The following is a 17,464-nucleotide window of genomic DNA, read 5'->3' on the forward strand; positions in this document are numbered from 1 at the left end:
ATAATATATTTGTACTTTTTTCAAACAGAAAGGAACCTGCCAATGGATTTGCTGCTTACCACACTTGCACAGGAACTGCACGTAAAGCCCCAGCATGTACAGGCCGTTGTCTCCCTGCTGGACGAGGGCAACACAGTGCCTTTTATCGCCCGCTACCGCAAAGAACAGCATGGCGCTATGGATGATCAGACCATCCGGCTGCTTTCCGACAGGCTCAGCTACCTGCGGGGGCTGGAGGCCCGGAAAGGGGAGGTGCTCGCCGCCATTGAGGGCCAGGGCAGGCTGACGGAGGAGCTGGCCCAGGCGGTTCGGAAGGCTGGAACCCTGGCGGAAGTAGAGGATTTATACCGTCCCTACAGGCCCAAGCGCCGCACCCGGGCTGGCATTGCCCGGGAAAAAGGCCTGGAGCCTTTGGCCCAGTTGCTGCTTGCCGGGAAGGATGAAAAAGGCAGGCCCCTCTCCCTCCCTGCGGAAGAGCTGTGCGGCCCGTTTATAGATCCGGATAAAGGGGTGGAGACGGCGCAGGAGGCGCTGCAAGGCGCGCGGGACATCCTTGCCGAAGGTTTTTCCGATGATGCAGGCATCCGGCGCAGGCTGCGGGCGCAGTTACAGAAAAATGGCAGCCTCTGCTCTGCCGCCGCCTCAGAAGAAGATACAGTCTACAGGCTCTATTACGATTTTCAGGAGCCGCTGAAAAAGCTGCAGAGCCACCGGGTGCTTGCCATCAACCGGGGGGAGCGGGAGGGTGCCTTGAAGGTACACGTGCAGCCTGGAAGCTGGGACGCGCCAGGGCTTATCCTCCAGGAGGCGGCAAAGCCCCAGCACCCCTATTATGCCCTTTTGCAGGAGACGGCGGAAGATGCCTGGGACAGGCTGGTTTTTCCCTCTTTAGAGCGGGAGGTGCGGTCTGATCTCACAGATATGGCGAACGAGCAGGCCATCCGCACCTTTTCCCTGAACCTGCGGCCCCTGCTGATGCAGCCCCCGGTGAAAAACCAGGTTACCCTGGGCTTTGACCCCGCCTATCGCACAGGCTGCAAGCTGGCTGTAGTGGACGGCACCGGCAAGGTGCTGGAAACAGCGGTGATTTATCCCACCAAGCCCCATAACAAAACAGAGGAAGGCAAGCAGGTACTGCGCAGGCTGTGCGACCGCCACGGCGTTTCCTGCATCGCCATTGGCAACGGCACTGCCAGCCGGGAATCGGAAATCTTTGTCAGTGAGTTCATCAAGGAGTATGGGGGAAAGGTTTCCTATATGGTGGTCAGCGAGGCCGGGGCCTCGGTATATTCTGCCTCCAAGCTGGGGGCGGAAGAGTTCCCGGACTTTGACGTGTCCCTTCGTTCGGCGGTGTCCATTGCCCGCCGCTTGCAGGATCCTCTGGCGGAACTTGTGAAAATTGATCCCAAGGCCATCGGCGTGGGCCAATACCAGCATGATATGCCCCAGGCCCAGCTTTCCCAGGCTTTGGATGGGGTGGTGGAGGACTGTGTAAACGCGGTGGGGGTGGACTTGAACACAGCTTCGCCCTCCCTGCTGAGCCGGGTGGCAGGGGTAAGCGCTGCGGTGGCAAAAAACGTCACCGCTTACCGGGAGGAAAAAGGCAGCTTCCGTACCCGCCGGGAGCTTTTGAAGGTGCCAAAGCTTGGCCCCAAGGCCTTTGAGCAGTGTGCGGGTTTTTTGCGGGTGCCGGAAAGCGAGAACGTGCTGGATCATACAGCGGTTCACCCGGAATCTTACAAGGCAGCGGAAATGCTTCTCAAGCTGTGCGGCTATGGGCTGAAGGATGTGGGCAGCCTTACGGAACTGGACAGCCGGCTGGGGGAATTGGGCCTGGAAAAGGCGGCCCAGGCTTGCGGGGTAGGGGTGCCCACCTTGCGGGACATCTGCGCAGAGCTGCAAAAACCGGGACGGGATCCCCGGGACGAGCTGCCCCCTCCGCTGCTGCGTACAGATGTAATGGGCATGGAAGATTTATCTCCTGGCATGCAGCTTATGGGCACAGTGCGAAACGTGGTAGATTTTGGCGCCTTTGTGGACATCGGCGTGCACCAGGACGGCCTGGTGCATGTCTCCCAGCTTACAGACCGGTTTATCCGCCACCCCTCCGAGGCTGTAGCGGTAGGAGATGTGGTAGAAGTATGGGTGCTGGAGGTGGATGCGGGCCGGGGGCGCATTTCCCTTACCATGAAGCCGCCAAAGGCTAAGGCGTAAGATTTTCGTAAGGAAAAGGCTGTGTTTTTATGGAGGTTTTTCCTGTATGCTTTGGAATAGCCAGGGTATGGCGAATCCACAATAAAAAGGGGAATCTTTATGGAACAGAGAAGGCAGTATATCTGCCCTAAATGCGGCTGCCAGCAGTTTGAAAGCGATCAGTTTCAGGCCACAGGGGGCAATTTTTCCAAGATCTTTGACATACAGAACAAGAAGTTTACCACCATCACCTGCTGCCAGTGCGGATATACTGAGCTGTATAAATCCCAAGGCTCTACTGGCTGGGATATACTGGATTTCCTGATAGGAAATTAAGGCAGGGGATATATGGAGAAAGGGCAGTTCGTGTGAAAAATACAAAGAAAGGAAGGATACCGGGCACAAAAGGCTGATAATTCCTCTCTTTTTGTGCGAATCCTGTATCGCATGGCAATTTTCATGTTTCTCATAAATGCAGCGTACTATGATAAGAACTTTCAGCTTGCCCGGGGGGATATTGAGATAGAAAACGGGCGCATCCGACAGGTGGGGGAGAAGCTTCCCTACACCCAGAAGGATTTGGCTGTAGACTGCCAGGGCTACACCATCGTTCCCGGCTTTGTGGATATCCATATACATGGCTGCAATGGCGCGGACGCCTGTGACGGCACCCGGGAGTCCCTGGATATTATGGCGAAATTCCTCCTCCAGCATGGGGTAACCTCTTTCTGCCCCACCACCATGACCACCGGGGAAGAAGTTATCCAAAAGGCCCTCCTTGCCGCAAAGGAATGTGCCGATAAGCCTTTGGAGGACGGGGCAAGGGTTGTGGGTGTGAACATGGAAGGGCCTTTCATCTCTGTGGAAAAGAAGGGCGCCCAGAAGGCAGAGTACATTGTGCCTCCAGACTTTTCCCTGTTCGAGAAATATTTTGAACGGAGCGGCGGCCTTGTGCGGCTGGTGGACATTGCCCCGGAGCAGCCAGGGGGATATGACTTTGCCCAAAAGGCCAGCAGGCTGTGTACGGTTTCCATTGCCCACACCACAGCAGGCTTTGACGAAGCCAAGACTGCTTTTGACAGCGGCGTTACCCATGCCACCCATCTTTTTAACGCCATGTCCGGCTTGAGCCACCGGGCCCCCGGGGTGGTAGGGGCTGTTTTGGCTGATTCCCGGGTGTGTGCAGAGCTTATCTGCGACGGCATACACATCCATCCGGCTGTCCTGCAAACAGCCTTCCAGGTTTTAGGGAAGCGGGCCATTGTGATAAGCGATTCCATGCGGGCCAACGGCATGCCGGAGGGAGAGCCTTTTGACCTGGGGGGCCAGCAGGTCACAGTGCATGATGGCAAGGCAGTGCTGGCAGACGGCACCATTGCAGGGTCAGTGGCAAACCTCCACCAGGAGGTAAAGAACCTGGTTTCCTGGGGCATTCCCCTGGGGCAGGCCCTGGAGGCCGCCACGCTGTCTCCGGCAAAGGCCATTGGGCTGGAAAAGGAAATCGGCAGCATAGAGCCGGGCAAACGGGCAGACCTGGTGGTTTTAGACAAAGATTTGGAAATCGTGGGGGTATACCACTGAAGCTTCTTCTATAAAAAAGGCTGTGCGCTTGCATGGCCTTTTTTGTTTGGTAACACTTTTTTCCCAGGCTGTATATACTGGTAGGGAAAGCCCGGAAAGCGACGGCGGGCGGGGAAGGAGGATGGATATGCAAAAGCCGTGTTTTCAGAATTCCTGCTTTAAAAACTACCAGTGCAGGTGTATGTGTACGGTATGCTTTGGGCTGGGGATGTCCCTTTCCTGCTTTTGCCCCACAGGACTGACGCTGTTTTTCTGCGCGGTTATCCTGGTAGCGCTGGGTATTTCATTATTACGTCACTGACGGGAGGCGCTTTGGTATGAAAGTAGTGGTATTGGAAAAGCGGAAGGGTTTCTGGGGGTTCTTTTTGCGGAAGATGTACGGAATACGGAAGGTGACGGAAGCTTAGAACCTGTATTCATAATCGAAATTGCCGGATGGGCGAGAATTTTTGGGGCCAAGCAAGGCAAATTTCCGCAGACATGCTGGCGCATGGCAAGAAAATTTGACACAGAGTGGCTCCCAAAAGACCGCTTAGACGGTGGTTACAGGCTGTGAATACAGGTTCTTAAAGCCTTTTTGAACATATCCCTTGCCGGGTGCGCCCCGGCAGGGGATTTTTTGTGTGGGCATATTTGGGGACTACCTGCATACATATGGGAATAGAAAGGCAAAGGAGAGGATACTGTATGCAGGCTAAAACCAAGACTGTGCCCTATGAATTTTTTGACCCCGTATATAGCGGGAGCTGCGAAACGCCGATAGATACGGAGTTTAACCTGCCGGACTACTGCCCGGATATACAAAAGCTCTTGAAGTGCCGGGCAGTGCCGGAGGTATCATCCTACATGATTTCCGGGGACACGCTGACTGTGGACGGCGTGATGGACGTGCGGGTGCTATACCTGGACGGGAAGGGAGACTGCGTGCGCTGTGCGGAGTTCACAAAGGAGTTCACCCAAAGCGTGAAGCTGAAATCGGCGGAAGAAAAGGCGGTTGCCTGTGTGCAGGCCTCTGTCCTGCACATGACCTGCCGGGCGGTAAGCGCCAGACGGGTAGATCTGCACGCGGCCGTTTCCCTGCAGATTCTGGCGGTGGTGCAGAAAAAAGAGCGGGTCACCACAGATTTGGAGGAGGAATCTATTGAGAAGCGGGGCCGCGCGTTCCCAGCCCACCAGGCTGTGAACGCGGTGTGCCACCAGTTCACCATTGAGGATCACCTGCCTCTGAAAAATGGCAAGCCCCCCATTGAGAGCATTCTGCGCCGGGACGTATGCTGCCGGGTAACGGAAAGCCGTCTTTCCGAGGAGCGGCTGACCGTCAGCGGCGTGGCAGACGTGGCGTTCCTGTATGCCTCTGCCATGGACAACACTGTGCTGGAAAAAATGACGGCCTCTGTCGACTTCAGCCAGATCATTGACTGTGCCGGGGCAGAGGAAGGGTGCGTCTGCGATTTGCGGGTGGTTACCGGGGAATGCAGCCTTACGCCCAAGGAGGATGACGTGGGGGAGAATACCGGGGTGAGCGTGGTTGTCAAGGTGTTCCTGCTGGCATTCCTCTATAAGGCCTGCGAGGTGGAGATGATAGATGACGCCTATTCGGTAGACTGCCCCCTGGAACTGCGCTACAGCCAGAGCGCTTTCACCCAGATACACGGCGTGCATACCGAGGTGCTGAAAAAGAAGTGCAGCCTTCAGGTAAGCGGGGAGGAAATTACAAAGGTGCTGGATCTGTGGTGCCAGCAGGACAGCGTGCAGTCTGCCTGCGATAAGGGGAAGCTTACCTACCGGGTGAAATATACCATGTGCCTGCTGTATGGCAATAGCCAGGGCCGCATCCTCTATGTGGAGAAACAGTTTGACCACACCTTCACCACAGAGCTTTCCGATATGGAACCAGGCAAGAGCCAGACAAGCGCCCATACAGATGTGTGGGAATACCGCATTACAGATAAAAACACAGTGGAAATTTCGGCAGAGACTGCGGCCACCACCCTGCTGTACAGTGCCCATACGGTGAAATACCTAGTGAGCGCGGGCAGCGACGAAAACGCCCCTGGCTTTGAAAAGCGGTCGCGCTTCCTGCTCTACTATGCCCAGGCAGGGGAAAAGCTGTGGGACATTGCCAAAAGCCGCCGGGCGCGGCTGGGGGATCTGCGCGCCCAGAACGATCTGTATGAAGATACGGTGCCGGAGGCCCGGGCGCTGATTATCACCAACAAGGGCTGAGAGGAGGGCTGAAGCTTATGGAAGGATTTAACGTTTATAAAGACATACAGGATCGCACAGGCGGGGAAATATACATCGGCGTGGTAGGCCCGGTGCGCACCGGGAAATCCACCTTCATCAAAAAATTCATGGACACAGTGGTGATTCCCAACATCCCTGACGGGCTGCAGCGGGAACGGGCGGTGGATGAGCTGCCCCAGTCAGCGGCGGGGCGTACCATCATGACCACAGAGCCAAAGTTTATCCCGGAACAGGCGGTGCAGGTGCAGATTGACGAGGACGCCATGTTCCATGTGCGCATGATCGACTGCGTGGGATACATTGTGCCCAGCGCCATCGGATACATAGAGGAGGATCAGCCCCGGATGGTGCGCACCCCCTGGTTTGAGGAGGCTATTCCCTTTAACATGGCGGCAGAGCTGGGCACCAAGAAGGTGATTACCGAGCACTCCACCATCGGGCTGGTGATCACCACAGACGGCTCCATCAGCGACATCCCCCGGGAGGAATATGAGGAAGCGGAGGAACGGGTGATCGATGAGCTGTGTCAAACCCAGCGGCCCTTTGTCATGCTTTTAAACTGCGTAGAGCCGGAAACCGCCCATGCCAGGGGCCTTGCCGCCGGGCTTTCGGAAAAGTACGGGGTGCCGGTGCTGCCCGTAAGCTGCGCGGAGATAACCGAGCAGGGCATTAAGGATATCCTCGCAAGCCTTTTGTATCAGTTCCCGGTGCGGGAGGTGGAACTGGAGGTGCCCGGCTGGGTAACAGCCCTGGAGCCTACCCACTGGCTTTACACGTCCCTGCTGGAAACCCTGCGGGGGGTCAGCAAAATCAGCCGCATGTGTGAGGTAAAGGGCCTTCTGGAGGCGGTAAAAACCTGCGAATACGTGCAGCAGGTGGACGTGGGGGCTATAGATTTGGGCAGCGGGCGCAGCAGGGCGCAGCTTAGGCTCAGTTCTGGGCTTTTCTACCGGGTGTTAAGCGAAAAGACAGAGCTGGACATCCAGGACGAATCCCAGCTTCTGTCCACCCTGCTGGAAATGACCCAGATTAAAAAGACCTTCCAGAAATTGCAGCAGGCATATGACGACGTGCTGGAAACGGGCTATGGCATTGTCATGCCAGAGGTGGAGGAGCTTACCCTGGAGGAGCCGCAAATCCTGAAACAGAACGGCAAATATGGTATCCGCCTGAAGGCAACAGCCCCCTCCATCCACATGATGAAAACCCAGATCAATACGGAGATCACACCCATTGTGGGCAGCGAGCAGCAGTCGGAAGAGCTGGTGCTGTATCTCCTAAAAGAATTCGAGGAAAACCCGGTGAAAATCTGGGAGTCCAATATCTTCGGCAAATCCCTGCACTCCCTGGTAAACGAGGGTATGCACAATAAGCTGTACCGCATGCCTGCCGACGCCCGGGAAAAGGTGCGGGAAACTATCGAGCGCATTATCAACGACGGATGCTCAGGCCTTCTGTGCATCATCCTGTAGCCTATGCAGCAGTGGGATGATCTGGAGGAAATTGACCTGCTGGGAGAGGAAGAGGCAGGGGAAGGGGAGGAAGAGCCTTATCAGGCGCCCCAGGCAGGAGGAAGCCTGAGCACAGTGCCCCTGCTGCAGGCACTGGTGTGCGTGCTGGCCTTTATAGGGCTTCTATATTTGCGGCATACCGGGCACCCGGCCTATGGGGAAATCCGGGAGCAATACCGCCGGGAAGCGGCCCAGGAAATGGAACTGCCCCGCTGGGAAGGGGGCGCGCCTATCCGCAGTGCGACCCCTGCTCCCACAGAAAGCCCGGCAGTCCTGCCAGAGGCGGAGGCCCAAAGGCTGTGAGCTTCCAGGCAAGGCTTTGGGGCTGCCAGGTTGAGGCGAGGGTTTCCTGCTTTATGCTGGGGGCCTTCGCCTGCCTGTTTATGGGGCGGCAGGCCCCTGCTGTGCTGCTGGCTATGATTTTCCACGAAGGGGGGCATTTGCTGGCCATGGCGGCCCTGGGCGCTGCCCCCCGGCAGATAACGCTTTCCGCCATGGGATGCCGTATGGTGCTACCAGATGGGGCAGGGCTTAGGGGGCTGGCAGGCGCTGCGGTTTCCCTGGCAGGGCCTGCCGCAAACCTTATGGGGTTTCTTTTCTGCCTGCTGGCACACGCTCAAACAGCGCCCTTCGCCCTGGCAAGCCTATCCCTTGGGGCTTTGCACCTGCTGCCCATTGAGCCTTTGGACGGGGGGCTGGCCCTGCGCCGCCTGCTGGAAACCCGCCTTTCCCCAGGCCGGGCGGAGCGGGTGTGCCGTTTTGCCGCCGCCGCGCTGCTGCTTCCCCTGTGGGTGCTGGGCTTCTGGGTTTTGCTGCGCACCCGGTATAACTACACCCTTCTGGCCCTTGCCCTGTATCTTATGCTCTATCTGGTGCTGGGGAAGGATTATAGCTAAATCTGCCATGGAAAAAGGAATGCGCATAAGCAGAACCCCCGCCGGGAAAAGGCGGGGGCTGCTTTATGCAATTTCAGTTTGGTTTAAACCGGCGTTCCTCCTTGGAACTTTCTGCCGGCGTGCGCCGCAGGCTGTACTTGCGGAAGGTGATGAGGAAAGCCAGGACAAACAGGGAGACGCTCAAGCTGGAAAGCTGGATGGAGGCAGGTGCCTCTCCTGTATAAGTGCGGCCCAGGGGCATCAGGGCCAGGTTTGAAAAGCAGTAGGTTACAGTCAGCACCACCGCCAGTCCGCCGGAGACAAAGGCCCGTTTAGCCGCACCCTCCTCGTCTACCCCGGCAAAAAGCTTGCACAGGTAAAACAGGCTTAACAGCAAGGCGGCGCAGCTTATGACGGAGAAGAAGTTTTCCACAAAAGAGGAGGACTTGGCGTAAAACACATAAGCCAGTATCAGGTTCAGAATGCCCCAGGCCACTGCTACCAGATACAGCAGGGGAACCCGCTCCAGGTTCCGCTTCCCGACGAAGAAACCTGCCGCCATATAAAGCTGGACGAAGCCGAAGAGGAGGGATGCCAGCAAATAGGCCGCGTGAATCATCCACTGGTTGGAGAATTCGTAAACAGCCATACCGGTTTGCGGGGCGCGCAGATACACGGTAAGCTGCAAAACCCCGGATACAATCAGCACCAGCCCGGAGAAAATGGCGGCGCATCCTGCCAGAGCGTTGCGCCGGGGCACATAAGGCCCGAAATACCGCCGGGATTTAAAGCACATCACGCCGGAAAGCAGCGCCGCCAGCAGGGGCAAACCCAGGCTGCAAAAGGCCACCACGCCGCCATCGGTATAAAATCCTGTGGTATAGTCGTAAAAATACAGCATCTGCACCACGCGCAGCACAACCCCCGCGCCAAATCCCACACAGAGCACCTTTAAAGCATTGCCAACATTCATGCGATAAACCTCTTTGTTTTTAAATTGCACCCTGCCAGGGCGCTATCTTGCGCTGCCAGCCCTCTATAAAAGTGGCAGGCAGGTTGAGGCTATTATATCACTTTTCTCCAGATGGTACAAGCATAATCCGCCCTTCGCCGCCATAGCTTTTATAGGAAGGGGACGGGCCTACCGCTCTCCCAGAGGTTTATAAGCCTGCCGCACAGGAAGCGCCCGGTAGGCGGGGCGCATAATCCGCCCGCCGGTGGTCAGCTCCTCAATGCGATGGGCGCACCACCCGGCAATGCGGGACACAGCAAACATAGGGGTGAACAAATCCTCCGGTATGCCCAGCATTTCATACACCAGGCCGGAATAGAAGTCCACATTGGCGCAGATGACCTTTTCTTTTTTCGTCACGTTATAGAACACCTGAGGGGAGAGCCTTTCAATCAGCTCGTAAAGGGCCAGCTTTTTGTCAAAGCCTTTTTCCTTTGCCAGCCCCCTGGCCTTTTCCTTGAGGATAACGGCTCGGGGATCGGACAAGGTGTAAATGGCATGGCCCATGCCGTAGATAAGGCCGCTGCCATCGGCAGCCTCCCCGCGCAGAATCTTTTCCAGATAGCGGCACACTTCCTCCTCGTCGGCCCAGTCCTTCACATGCGCCATAATATCGTCCATCATCATGCGCACCCGGTGGTTGGCGCCGCCATGGCGAAATCCTTTTAAAGAGCCAACTGCCGCGCCGATGGCGGAATAAATGTCCGTCCCGGCAGAGGTAAGCACCCGGGTGGTAAAGGTAGAGTTGTTGCCGCCGCCATGCTCGGCGTGGAGCACCATGCACAAATCCAGCAGCCGGGCCTCTTCCCGGGTGAAAGCCTTATCCGGGCGCAGGGCATTTAAAATGGCTTCGGCAGTGCAGTGGCCCGGCTCGTAGGGGTGGAAAAACATGCTTTCCCGGTCAAAATGGCGGCGTTTCACCTGATAAGCATAGGACATAATGGAGGGCATACGGGCAATCAGGGCAATGCTCTGGCGCATGTTGTTCTCCAGGGACTGATCGTCCGGGTTGTCATCGTAAGAGTACAGGGCCAGCACAGAGCGGGCCAGTTTGTTCATGATGTTCTTGGAGGGGGCTTTGATAATCATGTCCTCCGGGAAATATTCCGGCAGCTCCCGGTTGTCATAGAGCAGGCCGCACATGCGGTCAAACTGCTTCTTTGTGGGAAGCTTTCCGAAAATCAGCAGCCAGGCCACCTCCTCAAAGCCAAAGCGATCCTCCTGCTCGCAGCCTGCCGCAATGTCCTCCACGCTGATGCCCCGGTACGTAAGCCGCCCCTTATCGGGCACCTTGTCTCCGTCATCAATAAGATAGCCATGGACATTGCACACATGGGTCAGCCCGGCCATCACACCAGTGCCGTCCTCATTGCGCAGGCCGCGCTTCACCCGGTGCCGGGTGTATTCCTCCTTTGAAATGGTGTTGTTGCGGCGGTATTCCTCGCACAGCTCCTGCATAGCTGTTTTGCTGTTTATCTCCTGCATCCAAAACCTCTCCTTCCACAGCTCGTTTCCTGTACCTGTTGTCCTCCTATTCTAACGTGAACCGGGAGGGAAGTCAACTGCTTTTGCAATTTGAAACTGCTTAGTATGCAAATTTTATAGGAATTTCCGAATTTGACAAGGGGTAACCCGTATATTTTGAAGGATTTCCTATCGAAAAGTGTAAAATAAAAGGAGCGTGCCGTTATGAAAGGTTCCCACAGGCCAGGCATCGGCCTTGTGCTGGTGTTCCTGCTGCTATACGTTGTATACACCTTTGCGCCTGCCCTGCTGTATAATATGGCAGAAAGAAAAGCGGGCGCGCTTTCTCCTGCGGATAGTGCGCCCGTTCCGTCTCCCAGCCCGGAAGCAGAAAGCGCGCCTCCTGTTCCTGCGGAAAGCCTGCTGCCAAATTTTTTAGAGGGCGCCGTCTTGCCCGGCAGGGAAGAGGAAGAAAGCTTCACCCTGTATGATGTAGCGACGGAACAGGTGTTTACCGTGCCTGCGGAGGACTTCTTGGCGGCGGCAGTTGCCTGCGAGATGGATCTTTCCAGCCCGCCGGAAGCCCTGAAAGCCCAAGCTGTGGCGGCCTACACCTACTATACCCGCCAGAAGGGCAGCGGGCAGGTAAAAGGGGCAGACTTTGCCTGCGACAGCGAAAACTGGCTGGTCTATGTGCCCCAAAGCGCCATGCAGGAGAGGTGGGGGGAGGATTACGAAGCAAACCTCTCCCTGCTCCAGGACATTGTGGGAGAGGTGCGGGGGCAGATGCTCACCTGGCAGGGAAAGCCTGCCCTCACAACGTATTTTGCCATTTCCTCCGGCAGTACGGAAGCGGCGGCCAATGTGTGGGATCCCGGTGCGGCGGAATCCTGCCCCTATCTCCAGCCTGTGGCAAGCCCCGGCGACCAGCTTAGCGACGGCTATTACAGCACCAGCTCTTTCACGGTGGAGCAGTTCCAGGAAGCGGCCCTGGGCTACTTTGCAGAAGCGGCGCTGGACTTTTCCGGCCCAGCGGAGAACTGGATCTCGGACTTTGAATATACCGCCTCTGGCACAGTTAAAACAGCCCTGCTGGGAGGCGTGAAAGTGTCCGGCGGGGATTTGCGCAGCGCCTTTTCCCTGCGCAGCGCCTGTTTCTCCCTGTCTGCCGGGGAGGATGGCTTCACCTTTACTGTTCGGGGCTGGGGCCATGGGGTGGGCATGAGCCAGGCGGGAGCCGTGTTCCTGGCAAAGCAGGGCGCGGGCTACAAAGAGATACTGGCACACTATTACCCCGGCACCGTCCTCACTTCTCCGGCCTGATATGCACGTCCATCTGAGGAAAGGGGATTTCCACCCCAGCCTTGTCAAAGGCCTCCTTCACTTTTTCCTGCATGGAATAAAATAAGTTCCAATATTCCTCCTGTTTGCACCACACCTTCATCACCAGGGTGACAGCACTTTCCTGCCACTGGCCCACCGCGATAATCGGGGCCGGATCCGGCAGCACCCGGGAATCCCTTCCGGCAAGCTCCTCCAGCAAAGACTTGGCAAGGGCTAAATCCGCCTGATAGGAGATGCCATAGCTTAAATCCAGCCTGCGGGTGCCGTTGCTGGTAAAGTTCACCACAATGCTGCTGGTCATCTTGGAGTTTGGCACCACCACCTCCTTGTTGTCAAAGGTAGCCAGGATGGTGTACAGCACATCAATGCGCTTGACAGTGCCTTCGTGGCTCTCAAAGGAAAGGTAGTCCCCCATTTTGAAAGGACGGGTAAAAATAATCTGCATGCCGCTGACAAAGTTTGAAAGGCTTCCCTGCAGGGCAAAGCTGGCGGTCAGTCCGGCGGCGCCCAGGGCGGCAATCAGGGAGGTGATGTCCACCTGAAGCTGGGCCACCGCGCTGACCCCTGCCACCAGCAGCACCAGCCCTTTCACCACAGACCCGGTAAAGCTTGCAGCCAGGGGATCCATAGGGCCTTTTGCCATAGCTTTTTTCGTCAGCTTTCCCGCAAGCCGGGCCAGCCACCAGCCGCACAGCAGGATAAGCGCTGCTGCCAGCAGGTTCCATGCAAAGCCTGTGGCCCAGCTCCCAAGCCTGCTGGAAAAATCTTCCCATGCCATTTTCATGTTCCATGCGGCATCCATAAAAAATCGCCATACGATACAGGCCGCGCACAAAAAGGACTGAAGCCCCTGCGCCTGGTATCGTTCCTTTCTTCATGTTTTGGTTTGTTTATGCCCCGGCCTTTTGGTGCAGAAACGCCGCCAGCAGCCCGTTTGCCAAGGAGGAAGGGGAGGAGCCGTTTAAAATCAGGTCGGCCCGCCACTTGGTGGGTTCAATATACTGCTGGTGGCGGTAGCGCACCATGTCCAGGTACACCCCGGCAATCTCCTCGAAAGAAAGCCCCCGCTCCGCCATATTCCGGCGCAGCCGACGCACAATGCGCTCGTCAGCCTGGCAGTCAATAAATATTTTCAAATCAAGCTGTTCATACAGCCAGTCATACCATAAGGCGAAAAGCCCTTCCACCAGCACAAGCTGGAAATCCTCCTTCATGGCCTGGGACAAATCCTCCCGGAGCTTGCCGGCATAGATGGTTTCCGGACAGTTGTCATCATAATATATGTTTCCAGTAACAGGGGCTGCAGCCTTGGGACGCACGCTGTCAGGCTTAAAGTATTCGTCCATGTGGAACACCTTCACCCGCAGATCCCCCAGTTCTCCCTCCAGCCACCGGGCCAGGGTGGATTTCCCGCTGGCAGTGCCTCCGCTGATACCGACTACATAAGGCCGTTTCATGCAGATCTCTCCTTGTGAAAATACTTTCTCCCATTGTATCACAGGGGGCGGCAGTTTGCAATCCATAAAGAAAGACAGGCTACCCGCTGCTGGGCCGCCTGTCCTTTTCGTATGTTTTGCCTGCTCCTGAAAGGGATGTGGAAGGAGCAGCTTTTCCGGTTCTTTCGTTCGTGTTTACGGCTCCAGAAAATATACGGGGCCTTGAGGGTTATCCGGGGAATCTCCCAGCAGGGCGGCTTCTAAATCCCCAAAGCTGTAGCCCATTTCCTCCCATTTAGTGAGCAGTTCGTCCAGGATTTCCCCGTTGGTGCGGGAAGTGCTGTGCAGCAGCACCACAGCCCCCGGGTGCACCCGGGGCAGCAGCTTCTGGAAGGCTTCCTCCCGGGAGGGCTGGTCGTTTTCATACCAGTCCACATAGGCGAGGCTCCAGAACACGGTGTGATACCCCAGGGCCTTTGCCATTTCCAGATTGCTTTCGCAGAATTTCCCTTGGGGCGGACGGTAGAGCCTTGGCATTTCCTCCCCTGTAATATCCTTATAGAGAGCGGCGTTTTTTTCCAGCTCCTCCCGGAAAGCGCTTTCCTCCGCAATGGCGGACATGTCCGGATGGCTGTAGGTATGGTTGCCAATGGTGTGGCCCTCCTCCGCCATGCGCCGCACTAAGTCCGGCTGGGTTTCAAAATAATTCCCCACCAGGAAAAAGGTGGCCTTCACTCCATGCTTTTTCAAAGCGTCCAGGATGGGGGAGGTGTTGCCGTTTTCAAAGCCCGCGTCAAAGGTGATATACAGCACCTTCTCCTCTGTGGGCATACAGTACAGGCTGTCATATTCCCCCAGGAAATCGCTGCCCGCGTTGCCCACAGGCGGCTCCCCCTCCTGCTGGAAGCTCAGCCCCCAGTTGGTGATTTCCCCGGATGCCGCCGCCGACGCGAACACCGCCCCGCCGTTTTTCTTTGCCGCCCACAGCACCAAAGCGCACACCCCGGCTATCGCCAGCAGGGATAAGAGCGGCGCCCATATCCGTTTCATCACATTTTCCATGCGTTCCATAGCTTTCTCCTCTCTTTCCGCTGCCTCCGTCTGCAAAAACGCCCGGCCAGGAGGATATGCGGAGGATAGCCCTGGAGCTTTGGACAGTATTCCGCCTGGGGCACTTGCAATGGGGGACAAAATACTGTATGATTTTTGTAAGGTTTTCATGCCATGGTTTTTAAGGTTTCCCTCTTAGACTGAAAGCGGAAACTGGAACTATTGCGTGGAAATGACCATTTTGCGCCGGAAAGGGGCTGTGTTTTGATGGAAGCCATGGAAAACAAGAATATACTGGTGGTAGATGATGACAGGGAAATTGTGCGGGCCATTGCCCTGAACCTGGAAAGCGAGGGCTACACTGTATTAAAGGCCTATAACGGCATGGACGCCCTGGACATCGCCCTGACAAGGGAAGTCCATCTCATTATCATAGACGTGATGATGCCAAAGCTGGACGGCCTTTCCGCCATTATGAAAATCCGGGAGCGGAAAAACCTGCCCATCATTGTGCTCTCCGCCAAAAGCGAAAACAGCGACAAGGTAATAGGGCTTTCCATGGGGGCGGACGACTATGTGACAAAGCCCTTTAACCCTATGGAGTTGACAGCCCGGGTGAAGTCCCAGCTCCGCCGGTACACCAGCCTGGGGGACATTCATTCCAGCAGCGAGAACACCATTATAAACGGCAGGCTTTGCTTTAATCTGGACGAGCACGTGCTGTATGCGGACGGGGATCCCATCAAGCTGACAGCAACGGAAACGAAGATTGTAGAGCTTCTCATGCGCAATCCCGGGCGCATTTTTCCTGCCGAGGAGATATACAGCAAAATCTGGAACGAATCTGCCTATTCCACAGAGAATACGGTGATGGTACACATCCGGCGCATCCGGGAGAAAATCGAGATAAACCCGTCGGATCCAGAATATTTAAAGGTGGTATGGGGCATTGGCTACAAAATCGAAAAGCATTGATGGAAACATTTTCAAAGGGCTTATTTCCTGGCTGTGCCTGCTTGCGCTGCTGTGCGGGCTGTGCCTTGCGGTAGTCCTTTCCATTATCGTGCTGGCAAACCCGGACTTGCAAACTCGGGCGGCGGCAAACCTGCAGGAATTTGCCGGAAGCGACAGCCCTTACTATGGCGGCGCCGTCATAGAAGCCATAGAAGGGAAATCCGAAGAGGATGATACGCTTTGGGCTGCTGCTATGGATGCCCAAAAGCAGCATGAGGAGCTTATATACATGCGCACGGTGCAGATTGTATGCGCCTTGGCCATACTGCTCACAGCCCTGGTGCTGGTGTTTGCCTTCCGGCGGGACAGGCGGCGGTTTGAGGCGCTGATGGCAAAGGGGATGGGGAAACTGTGGGTGGAGATTAAATGCCTGCTTTTGGGAGCCATCCTGTTTTCCGGTATGGTGTTTCTGACGGAGGAGGGGCTGGTTTTCGCCCTGTGCCTGTGGGTGCTCAGCCTGTATCTGCTGTGTATGGATATTGGATACAACAGGCAGTTTTTCCGGCACAACATCATCCATTCTGTTTTGAAATGGCTTAATTCTTATAAGAGCATGACCACCTTTGAGCACCGCAGCCTGCGCCGGCTGTTTTCCACCCTGGGAGTGATTGCCGGCATCCTGGCGGTGGCGGCAGCGGCGCTGATATGGGCGCCAAACCATCTCTACTATGCGGCGGGGCCTGTGCTTGGCTCAATGATGGTGAGCATTGTTGTCTTTGCCATTACCGGGGTGGTGGGCACAATCGTCTGGTATGTGCTGGGCCTTAAACGTGACCTGCAGGACTGGAACGCCCTGATGGCCCAGATTACGGAAATGTATGGCGGCAACCTGAACGCGGTGAATCACGTGCCGCCCACCTCCAACCTTTACGACTGCGCCATGCAGCTTAATATGATCCGCACCGGCATAGAAAAGGCCGTAGAGGAGGGCACCAAGGCAGACCGCACGAAGGTAGAGCTTATCACAAACGTATCCCATGACATTAAAACGCCTCTCACTTCCATCATCAGTTACATTGAGCTGCTGAAAAAAGAGCCGGATCTGCCGGATCATGTAATGGACTATATCAGCACTATTTCCCGCAAGGCGGAAAGGCTGAGCAGCATTGTGCAGGACGTGTTCGAAGTGTCTAAGGCCGCCACAGGGAATATTACCCTAAATATGGAGGACTTGGACATTGGAAAGCTCCTGCAGCAGACCTTTGGGGAAATGGACGAAACCCTGCGCAATTCCCAGCTCATCTGGCGCATAGATATCCCTGATGTTCCCATGCTGGTTCACGCCGACGGGCAGCGGCTGTACCGGGTGTTCCAAAACCTTATCCGCAACTGCGACCAGTATGCCCTGGAGGGTTCAAGGGCTTACGTGTCCCTGTCCAGCCAAAACGGCTGTGCGGTAGTGAGCATCCGCAACGTTTCCCGCAATGAGATTACTATGGACAGCGAGGATCTCACCGCCCGGTTTGTCAGGGGGGACCAGAACCGCACCACTGAGGGCAGCGGCCTGGGGCTGTCCATTGCCAAAAGCTTTACAGAGGCTTGCGGAGGCCAGTTTTCTGTGCGTACAGACGGGGATCTCTTTATTGCCACTGTGCAGTTTGTACAGATAAACAGAGCGCCTGTTCCTAGCGCTCCTTTGCCGCCCCCGCCCCAGGAGGCTCCTCTGCCTCCCGCCGGGTATGCGGCTCCCAGGGGATGAAAATCTCCCCCGGCGGGCGGGACTTGCAGCCGTTAAAG

The 17,464-nt window shown here is 56.2% G+C and carries 15 protein-coding genes; 10 read left to right on the forward strand and 5 right to left on the reverse strand.

From position 1 onward, the window contains the following. Positions 1 to 42: 42 nt before the first annotated feature. The 7 genes from D1841_RS00925 to D1841_RS00955 all read left to right on the forward strand — a co-directional run bounded on the left by D1841_RS00925 (position 43) and on the right by D1841_RS00955 (position 8,428). Positions 43 to 2,214, forward strand: a complete 2,172-nt coding sequence (locus D1841_RS00925; protein ID WP_160641264.1) for a Tex family protein — start codon at positions 43 to 45, stop codon at positions 2,212 to 2,214. A 99-nt stretch (positions 2,215 to 2,313) separates the two neighbouring features. Then, complete coding sequence (locus tag D1841_RS00930) at positions 2,314 to 2,529, forward strand: zinc ribbon domain-containing protein (RefSeq protein WP_160641265.1); 216 nt, start codon at positions 2,314 to 2,316, stop codon at positions 2,527 to 2,529. Between the two features lie 123 nt (positions 2,530 to 2,652). Further along, positions 2,653 to 3,774 carry an N-acetylglucosamine-6-phosphate deacetylase gene (gene nagA / locus D1841_RS00935; RefSeq protein ID WP_160641266.1) on the forward strand — a complete coding sequence of 374 codons (1,122 nt, stop codon included), beginning with the start codon at positions 2,653 to 2,655 and terminating at the stop codon, positions 3,772 to 3,774. 687 nt (positions 3,775 to 4,461) lie between these two features. Continuing rightward, positions 4,462 to 6,000, forward strand: coding sequence for a DUF3794 domain-containing protein (locus D1841_RS00940; RefSeq protein WP_160641268.1), 1,539 nt, complete (start codon positions 4,462 to 4,464; stop codon positions 5,998 to 6,000). A gap of 17 nt (positions 6,001 to 6,017) precedes the next feature. After that, positions 6,018 to 7,493, forward strand: coding sequence for a stage IV sporulation protein A (spoIVA, locus tag D1841_RS00945; protein WP_160641269.1), 1,476 nt, complete (start codon positions 6,018 to 6,020; stop codon positions 7,491 to 7,493). A 3-nt stretch (positions 7,494 to 7,496) separates the two neighbouring features. Then, a complete protein-coding gene (locus tag D1841_RS00950; protein WP_160641270.1) occupies positions 7,497 to 7,835 on the forward strand; it encodes a hypothetical protein in 339 nt (112 codons plus the stop codon). Beyond that, positions 7,832 to 8,428 (forward strand): hypothetical protein, encoded by a 597-nt coding sequence (locus tag D1841_RS00955; RefSeq protein WP_160641271.1) that lies wholly within the window; start codon positions 7,832 to 7,834, stop codon positions 8,426 to 8,428. Before D1841_RS00950 ends, D1841_RS00955 begins: the two co-directional genes overlap by 4 nt. A gap of 73 nt (positions 8,429 to 8,501) precedes the next feature. On the opposite strand, the gene D1841_RS00960 is transcribed toward D1841_RS00955, so the two are convergent. Further along, positions 8,502 to 9,380 (reverse strand): hypothetical protein, encoded by an 879-nt coding sequence (locus D1841_RS00960; protein WP_160641272.1) that lies wholly within the window; start codon positions 9,378 to 9,380, stop codon positions 8,502 to 8,504. A gap of 168 nt (positions 9,381 to 9,548) precedes the next feature. Next, positions 9,549 to 10,904, reverse strand: coding sequence for a citrate/2-methylcitrate synthase (locus D1841_RS00965; protein ID WP_160641273.1), 1,356 nt, complete (start codon positions 10,902 to 10,904; stop codon positions 9,549 to 9,551). Between the two features lie 204 nt (positions 10,905 to 11,108). Here D1841_RS00965 and D1841_RS00970 point away from each other — a divergent pair, with 204 nt between their 5' ends. Further along, a complete protein-coding gene (locus D1841_RS00970; RefSeq protein WP_160641274.1) occupies positions 11,109 to 12,206 on the forward strand; it encodes a SpoIID/LytB domain-containing protein in 1,098 nt (365 codons plus the stop codon). On the opposite strand, the gene D1841_RS00975 is transcribed toward D1841_RS00970, so the two are convergent. The 3 genes from D1841_RS00975 to D1841_RS00985 form a co-directional block, all read right to left on the reverse strand. Further along, a complete protein-coding gene (locus tag D1841_RS00975) occupies positions 12,190 to 13,011 on the reverse strand; it encodes a mechanosensitive ion channel family protein (protein WP_160641275.1) in 822 nt (273 codons plus the stop codon). The two genes, D1841_RS00970 and D1841_RS00975, sit on opposite strands and share 17 nt — an antisense overlap. A gap of 106 nt (positions 13,012 to 13,117) precedes the next feature. Next, positions 13,118 to 13,684: a uridine kinase gene (locus D1841_RS00980; protein ID WP_160641276.1), complete on the reverse strand. Its 567-nt coding sequence runs from the start codon at positions 13,682 to 13,684 to the stop codon at positions 13,118 to 13,120. A 174-nt stretch (positions 13,685 to 13,858) separates the two neighbouring features. After that, a complete protein-coding gene (locus D1841_RS00985) occupies positions 13,859 to 14,734 on the reverse strand; it encodes a polysaccharide deacetylase family protein (RefSeq protein ID WP_371721229.1) in 876 nt (291 codons plus the stop codon). Positions 14,735 to 14,989: 255 nt separating this feature from the next. On the opposite strand from D1841_RS00985, the gene D1841_RS00990 reads away from it, so the two are divergent. Then, positions 14,990 to 15,688, forward strand: a complete 699-nt coding sequence (locus tag D1841_RS00990) for a response regulator transcription factor (protein ID WP_160641347.1) — start codon at positions 14,990 to 14,992, stop codon at positions 15,686 to 15,688. After that, positions 15,663 to 17,426 (forward strand): sensor histidine kinase KdpD, encoded by a 1,764-nt coding sequence (locus D1841_RS00995; RefSeq protein ID WP_160641277.1) that lies wholly within the window; start codon positions 15,663 to 15,665, stop codon positions 17,424 to 17,426. Before D1841_RS00990 ends, D1841_RS00995 begins: the two co-directional genes overlap by 26 nt. Positions 17,427 to 17,464: the final 38 nt, after the last annotated feature.

The organism is Neglectibacter sp. X4 (genome assembly GCF_009917365.1).
Classification (GTDB): Bacteria; Bacillota; Clostridia; order Oscillospirales; family Acutalibacteraceae; genus Acutalibacter.